Genomic DNA, 11,459 nt, shown 5'->3' on the forward strand with positions numbered 1-11,459 from the left:
TGTTCGCCAGAAACCTTGCGGTGACCGTTACATAAGGGCGCATAAGCTTATTACAAGGGCGGGGATCGAAATTTTTTAGGTCCATGCCCGAAAACGAACACGGCACCCGAAGGTGCCGTGCAGGTGAAACGATTTACTTGGAATCGCGATGTTCGAACTCGCCTTCGATCACATTGGGCTCACGGCCCAGCGGCTCACGCGGCGCAGGACCGCCACGCGGCTGAAGGTCATCGGCGAACGCACGCTGACGGATCGCCTGCTCTTCGGCACGTTGGCGCATTTTATTGGCCAACAGTCGACGAGAGATCGGCAGCAACATGATCAGGCCCAGCACGTCAGTGACGAAGCCCGGCAGGATCAACAGTCCACCCGCCAGCGCCAGCATCAAACCTTCAAGCATGGTCTGGGCCGGCAGCTCGCCACGGTTCAGGCTTTCACGAGCACGCAGCGCAGTGGCCAGACCGGCGATACGCAGCACGAACACGCCGAGCATCGAGCCGAGAATCACCAGCAGCAGGGCCGGGAAAAACCCGATCGCCCCGCTGACCTTGACGAATACGAACAGCTCCAACACCGGGAACAGTACAAAGAGCAATAAAAAAGGGCGCATCAAATGGTTCCTCAACGCAAGAATGCCTTGCCAGTAATCCCTAGATGACGTCGCCGTTTCGTGAATTCAAGCGTCGGCCACTTCATTTTTCGGCCAAAGTTCGGCGTGAGCCAGGAAAACCAAGGCTTCACGCACTTGTGTCGACGTATTACACGGCGCTTGAAACGGCAGCCAGTAGAGTGCCTGACCGATGCGCAGGTGCATGCCTTCGGTGTCGATACCCGCCAATTGCGCCGGCTCGGTTATCGGCAGGCCTGCCAGCTCGACGTAGTGGGCGATGGCCTTGGCGTGATCGGCGTTCATGTGCTCGACCATACTCACTTCAGCCTTGCCGGCGAACGGGTTGGCCAGGGTCAACTGGTCGACCCAGTGAATCGCCCCGAAGCCGCCGATGTAGCGGTGGCGCACGGGCTTGAGTACCCAGAAATCGAAATCGTGGGCCTTGTGGTAGCTCTGCGAATCCGGGAAATAGCGGTAGTAACGGTCAGCCGCCGCTTCGATGGCGGCCTCATCCTCGAGCTTTTCTGCCTCGGCGAGGTAGGTCAGGCGACCAACGGCTTGCACGTCTTCGGCCCCGCGTTCGCCCACAAACAGTGAGCATTTCGAATCTTTCTGCAGGTTATGCGTGTGCTGGGCGATACGGCTGATAAGGATCAGCGGCCGGCCCTGTTCGTCCAGACAGTACGGAACCACGGAGCCAAACGGGAAACCGGGCATCGCCTTGGAGTGCGTCGAGAGCACTCCACGGTATTCCTTGAGAAGCAATTCTCGGGCATTCTTGGCCGCTTCAACGCTCAATTTATGACTCCTTAATTAGAATCCGTCGAAAAAAGGGACAGGCGCCTGGGGTTAAGTTCCAGTCCGCCATCGGGGCAGTTCTCATGTGCAGCCAGGCTACATCAGGTGCAGATCGAGAGGCCCTCTAGAAGGAAACCACTCCTCCGACCTGCTATTGGGGCATGCGAATGCAACTCACTGACAAAGTAATCATTATCACTGGCGGTTGCCAGGGTTTAGGCCGTTCCATGGCCGAGTATTTCGCCGCTAAAGGCGCGAAGCTGGCGCTGGTGGACCTGAACCAGGAAAAACTCGACGACACTGTCGCCGCTTGCAAGGCAAAAGGCATCGATGCTCGCGCTTATCTGTGCAATGTCGCCAATGAAGAGCAAGTGACCCACATGGTCGCCCAGGTTGCCGAAGACTTCGGCGCGATCCATGGCCTGATCAACAACGCCGGGATTCTGCGCGATGGCCTGCTCATCAAGGTCAAGGACGGCGAGATGACCAAGATGAGCCTGGCCCAGTGGCAGTCGGTCATCGACGTCAATCTCACCGGCGTATTCCTGTGCACCCGTGAAGTCGCGGCCAAAATGGTCGAGCTGAACAACAGCGGCACGATCATTAATATCTCGTCGATCTCCCGCGCTGGCAACGTCGGCCAGACCAACTACTCCGCCGCCAAGGCCGGTGTCGCTGCAGCGACCGTGACCTGGGCCAAGGAACTGGCACGCTACGGTATTCGTGTGGCGGGCATTGCGCCGGGCTTTATCGAAACCGAGATGACGCTGGGCATGAAGCCTGAGGCGCTGGAGAAGATAACGTCCGGGATTCCGCTCAAGCGCATGGGCAAGCCTGAAGAGATCGCCCATTCGGCGGCCTACATTTTCGAAAACGACTACTACACCGGCCGGATTCTGGAGATGGATGGCGGGTTGCGGATCTAAAGCAAGATCAAATGATCGCAGCCTCGCTTCGCTCGACAGCTCCTACATGGATTGGCTTACACCTGTAGGAGCTGTCGAGCGAAGCGAGGCTGCGATCTTTTTTAGCGAATCAATCGTCGCTGGTGGTGATGTTCGGCATCGCCGGTGTCGCCGCTTCCTGCAACACGATCCGCGCGCCGACATGGCGGGCCAGCTCCTGGTAAACCATCGCAATCTGGCTGTCAGGCTCGGCGATGACCGTTGGCTTGCCGCCATCGGCCTGCTCGCGGATGATCATCGACAGTGGCAAAGAGGCCAGCAGCTCGACGCGGTACTGGTTGGCCAGCTTCACACCACCGCCCTCACCGAACAGATGCTCGGCATGTCCGCAATTGGAGCAGATGTGTACGGCCATGTTTTCCACCACGCCCAGCACCGGGATGTTGACCTTGCGGAACATTTCCACGCCTTTGCGCGCGTCCAGCAATGCCAGGTCCTGCGGCGTTGTAACGATCACCGCACCGGCCACCGGGACTTTCTGCGCCAGGGTCAACTGGATGTCGCCGGTGCCTGGCGGCATGTCGATGACCAGGTAATCGAGGTCGCCCCAGGCGGTTTGAGTGACAAGTTGCAATAAGGCACCGGAAACCATCGGCCCGCGCCAGACCATCGGCGTGTTGTCGTCGGTCAGGAACGCCATGGACATGACTTCGACGCCGTGGGACTCGATCGGAATAAACCACTTCTGATCCTTGATCTTGGGTCGGGTGCCTTCGGGGATGCCGAACATGATGCCCTGGCTCGGTCCGTAAATGTCCGCGTCGAGAATCCCGACCTTGGCGCCTTCGCGGGCCAGGGCCAAGGCCAGGTTGGCGGCGGTGGTTGATTTGCCCACACCGCCCTTGCCGGACGCCACGGCCACCACGTTCTTGACGTTGGCCAGCCCCGGGATCTGCGCTTGAGCCTTGTGCGCAGCGATGACACTGGTGATCTCGACGCGGGCGATAGTCACGCCGTCCAGCCCTTCAATGGCCATTTGCAGCAACTGCGCCCAGCCACTCTTGAACAGACCGGCGGCGTAACCCAGCTCCAGCTGGACGCTGACGCGATCACCCTGAATGTCGATGCCGCGCACGCACCCGGCGCTGACCGGGTCCTGGTTCAGGTAAGGGTCGGTGTATTGGCGAAGGACGGCTTCCACCGCTGCGCGATTGACGACGCTCATGGGCAACTCCGATAGCAAGACTGGAAAATCAGGCGGGTATCGTACCTGTTCTGATCGTTTGGCGGGATGCTCCTAAAAGATCGCAGCCTTCGGCAGCTCCTACAGGGATTGCGCCGAACATGTAGGAGCTGCCGAAGGCTGCGATCTTTTTGCGGCACCCATTGTTCGATCATCGGAGGAAACAGGCGCACGGGGTGAAAAATATGCGCCGGCGCTTTATAGTGGCCGACCTCCGTTTCATCAAGTAGCCGAGCCCCATGTCCGAGCCACGCAAGATCCTCGTTACCAGCGCCCTGCCCTATGCCAATGGTTCGATCCATCTTGGCCACATGCTGGAATACATCCAGACCGATATGTGGGTGCGCTTTCAGAAGCACCGCGGCAATCAATGCATTTATGTCTGCGCCGACGACGCCCACGGTTCGGCCATCATGCTGCGCGCGGAAAAGGAAGGCATTACCCCGGAACAACTGATCGCCAACGTCCAGGCTGAACACAGCGCCGACTTTGCCGAGTTCCTGGTGGACTTCGATAACTTCCACTCCACTCACGCCGAAGAAAACCGTGAGCTGTCGAGCCAGATCTACCTGAAGCTGCGCGACGCCGGGCACATTGCCCAGCGCTCGATCACTCAGTACTTCGACCCGGAAAAGAAAATGTTCCTGGCCGACCGCTTCATCAAGGGCACCTGCCCGAAATGCGGCACTGAAGACCAGTACGGCGACAACTGCGAAAAATGCGGTGCGACCTACGCACCGACCGACCTGAAGGATCCGAAGTCGGCGATCTCCGGCGCCACCCCGGTGCTCAAGGATTCCCAGCACTTCTTCTTCAAGCTGCCGGACTTCCAGGAAATGCTGCAAGCCTGGACCCGCAGCGGCACCCTGCAAGAGGCCGTGGCGAACAAAATCGCCGAATGGCTGGACGCCGGCCTGCAACAGTGGGACATCTCCCGCGACGCGCCGTACTTCGGTTTCGAAATCCCCGACGAGCCAGGCAAATACTTCTACGTCTGGCTGGACGCGCCGATCGGCTACATGGCCAGCTTCAAGAACCTCTGCGATCGCACGCCTACACTTGATTTCGACGCGTTCTGGGGCAAGGACTCCACCGCCGAGCTGTACCACTTCATCGGCAAGGACATCGTCAACTTCCACGCGCTGTTCTGGCCAGCCATGCTCGAAGGCGCCGGTTTCCGTAAGCCGACCGGCATCAATGTGCACGGCTACCTGACCGTCAACGGTCAGAAAATGTCCAAATCCCGTGGCACCTTCATCAAGGCCCGGACCTATCTGGACCACCTGTCGCCGGAATACCTGCGCTACTACTACGCGGCCAAGCTGAGCCGCGGCGTCGACGACCTCGACCTGAACCTCGAAGACTTCGTGCAGAAGGTCAACTCCGACCTGGTCGGTAAAGTCGTCAACATCGCCAGCCGTTGCGCCGGTTTCATCCAAAAGGGTAACGGCGGTTTGCTGGTGGCCGGCAACGCCGCGCCAGAATTGACCGAAGCGTTCCTGGCCGCAGCGCCGAGCATTGCCGAGGCCTACGAGGCTCGCGACTTCGCCCGTGCCATGCGCGAGATCATGGCCCTGGCCGACCGTGCCAACGCCTGGATCGCCGACAAGGCGCCGTGGTCGCTGAACAAACAGGAAGGCAAGCAGGACGAAGTCCAGGCCATCTGCGCCTTGGGCGTGAACCTGTTCCGCCAACTGGTGATCTTCCTCAAACCGGTGTTGCCGTTGCTGGCCGCCGACGCCGAGGCGTTCCTGAACGTCGCGCCGTTGACCTGGAACGACCACGCCACCTTGCTCAGCAACCATCAGCTGAACGAATTCAAACCGTTGATGACCCGTATCGACCCGGTAAAAGTACAAGCCATGAGCGACGCTTCGAAAGAGGACCTGACCGCGAGCCAGACCGACACCGGTGAAACTGCGCCTGTCGGCAATGGCGAACTGGCCAAGGATCCGCTGTCGCCAGAGATCGAGTTCGATGCCTTTGCCGCTGTCGACCTGCGCGTCGCCCTGATCCTCAAGGCCGAACACGTGGAAGGTGCTGACAAACTGCTGCGCCTGACCCTGGACATCGGTGACGAGCAACGCAACGTGTTCTCCGGGATCAAGAGCGCTTATCCGGATCCGTCCAAGCTCAATGGTCGTTTGACCATGATGATCGCCAACCTCAAGCCACGGAAAATGAAGTTCGGCATCTCCGAAGGCATGGTGATGGCGGCCGGCCCTGGCGGTGAAGAAATCTACCTGCTCAGCCCTGACAGCGGCGCCAAGCCAGGTCAGCGCATCAAGTAAGTCCTTGCAGTAATCAGTCCCACAGTCGTGCCTGGCGCGACTGTGGGATTTTCATGTCTGGCCCACCCTCCGTCCTTGCCGGATAATGCCTAAGCTTTTTAGACCGCTCTGTTAAAAAGCCCCGTTCTTGCCGGCACGATCATGACCGAAATTGTTCTTACGCTTTTCAGTGCAGCCCTGATCAACAACCTTGTGTTGCACTGGCCGCTGGGCGTCGATCCGCTGTTGGGCAACGAGCATCGGCAGGTCCACGCGCTGGGCCTTGCTACGGCGTGCTTGATGCTGATCGTCGGCACGCTGGGCTACTTGGCCTACCGTTGGCTGCTGGTCCCGCTGGAGCTGACGTCGCTGCGCCTTTTCGTATTCCTGCCTTTAAGCGTGTTGCTGATTGGCCCGCTGCTGAAGGTGCTTTCCCGGTCACTTCCAACGTTTTCGTTCGATGGCCTCTGGCCGCTGCTGCTGGGCAATGCGGGCGTACTCGGCCTGACACTGCTCAACGCTCAGGACGACAAAGGATTCTTCTACGCCATGGCCCTGAGCCTGGGTGCCGGGCTGGGTTTCTGGCTGGTACTGAGCCTGTTCAGCGACTTGCGCCAACGCACACTCGATAATGATATTCCCCTGCCCTTTCGTGGCCTGCCGATCGAGTTGATCGGCGCCGGACTGATCGCAGTGGCTTTTCTCGGATTCAGTGGACTGATCAAAACATGAGTCTGATTCAACGCATCGACGCCCTCTTGCCGCAGACCCAATGCGGCAAGTGCGGCCATCCTGGATGCAAACCGTACGCCGAAGGCATTGCCAGCGGCGAGCCGATCAACAAATGCCCGCCGGGCGGCAGCGAAACCATCGCGGCACTGGCCGAGCTGTTGAAAGTGCCGGTGCTGGAACTGGACGTCAGTCGCGGCTCGGCACCGGCGCAGATCGCCTACATTCGTGAAGCGGAGTGTATCGGCTGCACCAAGTGCATCCAGGCCTGCCCGGTGGATGCCATTGTCGGTGCGGCGAAATTGATGCACACGGTGATCGTCGATGAATGCACCGGTTGCGACCTGTGCGTGGCGCCCTGCCCGGTGGATTGCATCGAGATGCGGCCGTTGTCGCTGGCCACGGTGCTACCGATTGTCGGCGGCTTGGCGTTCAGCCTTGAGGAGCAACGCGCCCGGACGGCCAAGCGCAATCACGCACGGCGCCGATTCGAACAGCGCAACGCTCGCCTGCGTCGTGAAGAAGAACTGAAAAGCGCCGAACGTCAGGCCCGAGCCCAGCGCGCCGTCCAGCACAGTGAGGTGGCGACGCTCGACCCGGTTCAGGCCGCTCTTGAGCGAGTCCGCGCACAGAAGGCAGCCAATGCGGATGCGGCATTGAAAAAGGCCAAGATCGATCTGGCGATGAGTCGGGCGCAACTGAACAAGTCTCTCAAGGCGTTCGGGCATCCGCCGACCTTCGAACAGCAGTCGCAACTGATCGTCCTGCAACAACAGTTCGAGGCTGCCGAACAGGCGTTGGCGAAACTCGAAAGCACTGCACCGCCAGCCCCGGCGCCCGTCGTTCCTGCAAAAAATGCGCAGTTGAATCGGGCAAAGATTCAATTGGCCATGCGCCGCGCCGAACTCAAGAAAGCCCAAGCCAGCGAAGCGCCGGCTGAGCAGATCGAAGCACTGGAAATCGCGGTGAATGAAGCCGAGCGCCAGGTGGATGCCTATGTCGCCCCTTGAATCGGTCGACGAGCGCCTTCAGCAGGCCATGAAGCTGGTATTGCTGGCCACCGTGCCGGGGACGCTGGCGTTGTTCTGGCTGTATGGCTGGGGAGTGTTGATCAACCTGATTCTGACGGGCGTTACCGCACTGGCCGTTGAAGCGGCCGTGCTGCAACTGCGTAAGCGACCGCTCAAGCCGATCTTGACCGACGGCAGCGCACTGGTCAGCGCAACGCTGTTGGCACTGGCCTTGCCGCCTTATTGCCCGTGGTGGCTGACGGTCTGTGCCGCGGCGTTCGCGATGGTGTTCGGCAAACACCTGTATGGCGGCGTAGGAAAAAACACGTTCAACCCGGCCATGCTTGGCTTCGCCCTGGTGATGGTGAGCTTTCCCCAACAGATGACCCACTGGCCGTCATCCCATGGCCTGGACGTGCTCGGCGGCTTGCAGCAGGTGTTTGGGCTGAGCTTCAGCCAGACGCCAGATGCCTGGGTCCAGGCCACAGCGCTGGACAGCCTGAGGATCAACAAAAGCCTGACCATGGACGAACTGTTTGCCGCTAACCCGGCGTTCGGTCACTTCGGCGGCCGAGGCATGGAATGGGTCAACCTGGCCTTTTTGGCCGGCGGCGCGTTTCTGCTGCAACGACGGGTGTTCAGCTGGCATGCGCCGGTCGGCATGCTCGCCAGCCTGTTCGTCATCAGCTTGCTGTGCTGGAACGGCTCAGGCTCCGACTCCCATGGCTCGCCGCTGTTTCATCTGCTCACCGGCGCGAGCATGCTGGGTGCATTCTTCATCGTCACGGAACCGGTGTCTGGCGCAAAAAGCCCCGGCGCGCGACTGCTTTTCGGCGTGGGCGTCGGGCTCCTGACGTACCTGATTCGTACCTGGAGTGGTTATCCGGACGGCATAGCCTTTGCCGTGCTGTTGATGAATCTCTGTGTGCCGGCGCTGGAGCGAATAGTCGCATCCCGACAGGAACGGGGTGCGCCATGAGCCGAGTATCGAGCGCTGTGTTCCTGGTGTTACTGGCAGGCCTGGGGATTGGCGTGACGTACCTGGTCCAGCACATCAGCGCGCCGCGCATTGCGGCCGAACAGCGCCTGATCGACAGCCGCAACCTGCTGGACCTGCTCCCCGCCGAGCGCTACGACAATCAGCCGCTGGAACAGCCGCTCGCCCTCGAAAACACTGGATTGGCCAACAGCACGCTGCTGAGTGGCTATCTGGCGACCAAGACTGGCCAACCCAGCGCCGTGTTGCTGCGCAGCCAGACCTTAGGCTATGAGGGCGCCATCGAATTGCTGATCGCCATCGACGCAGACGGCAAGTTGCTTGGCGTCAAAACGCTCAAGCAATCAGAAACCCCGGGGCTGGGTGGCAAGATTGCCGACTGGCCTAATGCCTGGTTTCAGGTGTTTGTCGGTAAATCCCGAACCGAACCCGCCGATGCTGGCTGGGCCTTGAAAAAGGATCAGGGCCAATTCGATCAATTGGCGGGGGCGACCATTACTGCGAGAGCAGTCATCAACGCCATCCATGACGCGTTGCGCTACTTCGATGAACGCCGGCAACAGTTGATCGGGACCAGCCCCCATGAATAAGTCATCGTCTCTGCAGAACTCGCTGATGCTCGCGCCGCTGATCGGCGCCACGGATTCACTGGTATCCGCTGTGGGCTTGTGGCTGATGTTCATCGTAGTGATCAATGCCTTTGGTGTGTGCTTAGGCGCCTTGCGATCCCGACTTCTCCCGGCGACACACCTGCTAGCCGCCGTCCTGCTGGCAGCCACGCTGACCAGCTGCGCGGAACTCGCCGCGCAACTCTGGTCCCTGCAATGGCACCACCATGTGGGCATCTATGCAGGATTGATCGCCTTGCAATGCGTCGTGCTGGAAAATGGCGGTTTTTTCCAGGGCGCCTGGCGTGATCGCCTGCGCCTGTGTGGCTTGTTCGGCGCGTTGATGGCAGGCCTTGGCCTGCTGCGCGAACTCATCGGCAACGGCACACTCGGCAGCCATCTGCCATGGCTGGCTGGCACTGCGCAAGTGGACTGGCAAGGCTGGGTACTGACCGCCGACGGTGGCTTGCGCCTGGCCACCCTGGCCCCTGGCGGATTCATTCTGTTGGGACTGCTGATCGCCGCACGTCAGGCCTGGCCCCGTTCAACGCCCTCACTCTGACCGCCTTCGAGGAAATGCACTGCCCATGAATGCCGCAAAACGTCTGGAAATTTTCCGCCGATTTCACGAAGACAACCCGGAACCAAAGACCGAACTGGCCTACTCCTCGCCGTTCGAATTGCTGATCTCTGTGATTCTCTCGGCCCAGTCGACCGATGTCGGCGTGAACAAGGCCACTGCCAAACTCTATCCGATGGCCAATACGCCGGCGGCGATTTATGCCTTGGGTGTCGAGGGACTGTCGGAATACATCAAGACTATCGGCCTGTTTAACAGCAAAGCGAAAAATGTGATCGAGACCTGTCGTTTATTGGTGGAACGTCATGGAAGCGAAGTGCCGCAAACCCGTGAAGAGCTGGAAGCGTTACCTGGCGTCGGTCGCAAGACCGCCAACGTGGTGCTCAATACCGCATTCCGTCAGCTGACCATGGCCGTGGACACGCATATATTCCGGGTCAGCAATCGTACCGGCATTGCTCCAGGCAAGAATGTGGTCGAAGTTGAACAAAAACTGATGAAGTTCGTGCCGAAGGATTATCTGCTCGACTCCCATCACTGGCTGATCCTCCACGGACGCTACGTTTGCCTGGCCCGCAAGCCTCGCTGCGGCAGTTGTCGGATCGAAGACTTGTGCGAATACAAGCAAAAGACGTCGGACGATTGAGGCTCTATTAGGTTTTTTGATTTATCGATTGAAAAAATCTTTTTTACCCGCCGGGAGATTATCGCTATAAGGAGCGCCAAAGGCAGTCTTAGCCTGGAGTAGCACTATGAGCACTGGCAAAGAGCAATTGGACGTAGAAGACGACTTCACCCCTGTTGAGGCTGATGACGCCGAGCCGGTGGTTGAAGTGGCGAAGACCAACCTGAATAAACGCCGTACCATCGATAATTTGCTGGAAGAGCGCCGACTGCAAAAGCAATTGGCCGATTACGATTTTGATCTATGACACCTAAAAGCCTCCCGAAACGGAGGCTTTTTACTAAGTGCCGACCCCTGATGGCCCCCGCTCATCGCGCCTCGTCAAACGTTGAGACAGTCACACCAAGCCATTGCGTTGAGCCAATTCGATCAGGTCGACCAGGGAGCGGGCATTGAGTTTCAACAACAGGCGGGTCTTGTAAGTACTGACAGTCTTATTGCTGAGGAACATCCCATCGGCAATCTCCTTGTTGGTCTTGCCTCGGGCCAACTGTTGCAAGACCATCATTTCCCGTCCCGACAGACGATCCACCATATCGGCTTCACTGGCGTTCCCCAAACTGGAACGTACGGTATGCAAGGCTTGATTCGGAAAGTAACTGTAGCCTGACAATACTGCCTTTATTGCACTGAGTAATTCGGTGAGATCCTGTTGTTTGCAGACATACCCGGCGGCACCCGATTGCATGCAACGCATGGAAAAATGTCCAGGTGCCTGAGAAGTCAGTATCAGTACTTTCATAGGCATTGCTGTCGATGTTAAACGTGCGATGACTTCCAGCCCATCAAGTTTCGGTATTCCAATATCCAGGATGACAATATCCGGCATATGCTCACGGGCAAGTTGCAGCGCATCCACGCCGTTATCTGTCTCTGCAATGACTTCGTAGCCATGTTCTGGGGCTTGCTAACCGTTAGGTGAAATGGCAAGGTGATTCAATATCTTGCCGAGATTGAAGAAACCTAACCCGTGCAAGATCTAAGTTGAGAGCTCTTCGAAAAGCAGAAGCCAATGATTGATGGG

12 protein-coding genes and 1 pseudogene are annotated in these 11,459 nt (G+C 58.9%); 9 read left to right on the forward strand and 4 right to left on the reverse strand.

From position 1 onward, the window contains the following. Positions 1-133 precede the first annotated feature (133 nt). A complete protein-coding gene (locus tag ACYZTX_RS24570; protein ID WP_201120480.1) occupies positions 134-610 on the reverse strand; it encodes an FxsA family protein in 477 nt (158 codons plus the stop codon). 66 nt (positions 611-676) lie between these two features. Further along, on the reverse strand, positions 677-1,408 hold the full coding sequence (locus ACYZTX_RS24575) for a HugZ family pyridoxamine 5'-phosphate oxidase (RefSeq protein WP_462036213.1): 732 nt from the start codon (positions 1,406-1,408) through the stop codon (positions 677-679). Between the two features lie 167 nt (positions 1,409-1,575). On the opposite strand from ACYZTX_RS24575, the gene ACYZTX_RS24580 reads away from it, so the two are divergent. After that, entirely contained in the window at positions 1,576-2,334 is a 759-nt protein-coding gene (locus tag ACYZTX_RS24580; protein WP_462036214.1) for an SDR family oxidoreductase, read from the forward strand. Between the two features lie 109 nt (positions 2,335-2,443). Here the strand turns inward: ACYZTX_RS24580 and apbC are convergent, their stop codons facing one another. Continuing rightward, positions 2,444-3,538, reverse strand: coding sequence for an iron-sulfur cluster carrier protein ApbC (gene apbC / locus ACYZTX_RS24585; RefSeq protein WP_462036215.1), 1,095 nt, complete (start codon positions 3,536-3,538; stop codon positions 2,444-2,446). Positions 3,539-3,795: 257 nt separating this feature from the next. Between apbC and metG the strand changes: the two genes are divergently transcribed. The 8 genes from metG (at position 3,796) to ACYZTX_RS24625 (ending at position 10,682) form a co-directional block, all read left to right on the forward strand. Further along, complete coding sequence (metG, locus tag ACYZTX_RS24590; protein ID WP_462036216.1) at positions 3,796-5,847, forward strand: methionine--tRNA ligase; 2,052 nt, start codon at positions 3,796-3,798, stop codon at positions 5,845-5,847. A gap of 141 nt (positions 5,848-5,988) precedes the next feature. Next, complete coding sequence (locus ACYZTX_RS24595; RefSeq protein ID WP_462036217.1) at positions 5,989-6,558, forward strand: Rnf-Nqr domain containing protein; 570 nt, start codon at positions 5,989-5,991, stop codon at positions 6,556-6,558. Further along, entirely contained in the window at positions 6,555-7,565 is a 1,011-nt protein-coding gene (rsxB, locus tag ACYZTX_RS24600; RefSeq protein WP_462036219.1) for an electron transport complex subunit RsxB, read from the forward strand. Before ACYZTX_RS24595 ends, rsxB begins: the two co-directional genes overlap by 4 nt. Beyond that, positions 7,552-8,544 (forward strand): RnfABCDGE type electron transport complex subunit D, encoded by a 993-nt coding sequence (locus ACYZTX_RS24605; RefSeq protein ID WP_462036220.1) that lies wholly within the window; start codon positions 7,552-7,554, stop codon positions 8,542-8,544. Before rsxB ends, ACYZTX_RS24605 begins: the two co-directional genes overlap by 14 nt. Then, positions 8,541-9,152 (forward strand): RnfABCDGE type electron transport complex subunit G, encoded by a 612-nt coding sequence (locus ACYZTX_RS24610; RefSeq protein WP_462036221.1) that lies wholly within the window; start codon positions 8,541-8,543, stop codon positions 9,150-9,152. The genes ACYZTX_RS24605 and ACYZTX_RS24610 overlap by 4 nt, the downstream gene beginning before the upstream one ends. Next, a complete protein-coding gene (locus ACYZTX_RS24615; protein ID WP_462036222.1) occupies positions 9,145-9,732 on the forward strand; it encodes an Rnf-Nqr domain containing protein in 588 nt (195 codons plus the stop codon). Before ACYZTX_RS24610 ends, ACYZTX_RS24615 begins: the two co-directional genes overlap by 8 nt. A 25-nt stretch (positions 9,733-9,757) precedes the next feature. Beyond that, positions 9,758-10,396 (forward strand): endonuclease III, encoded by a 639-nt coding sequence (nth, locus tag ACYZTX_RS24620; RefSeq protein WP_462036223.1) that lies wholly within the window; start codon positions 9,758-9,760, stop codon positions 10,394-10,396. Positions 10,397-10,502: 106 nt separating this feature from the next. Next, positions 10,503-10,682 carry a PA3496 family putative envelope integrity protein gene (locus ACYZTX_RS24625; protein ID WP_462036224.1) on the forward strand — a complete coding sequence of 60 codons (180 nt, stop codon included), beginning with the start codon at positions 10,503-10,505 and terminating at the stop codon, positions 10,680-10,682. Between the two features lie 90 nt (positions 10,683-10,772). On the opposite strand, the pseudogene ACYZTX_RS24630 reads toward ACYZTX_RS24625, so the two are convergent. Continuing rightward, positions 10,773-11,330, reverse strand: a pseudogene (locus ACYZTX_RS24630) (LuxR C-terminal-related transcriptional regulator); the annotation flags it as partial. Between the last annotated feature and the right edge of the window lie 129 nt (positions 11,331-11,459).

The sequence above is a fragment of the Pseudomonas sp. MDT1-17 genome, assembly GCF_054898105.1.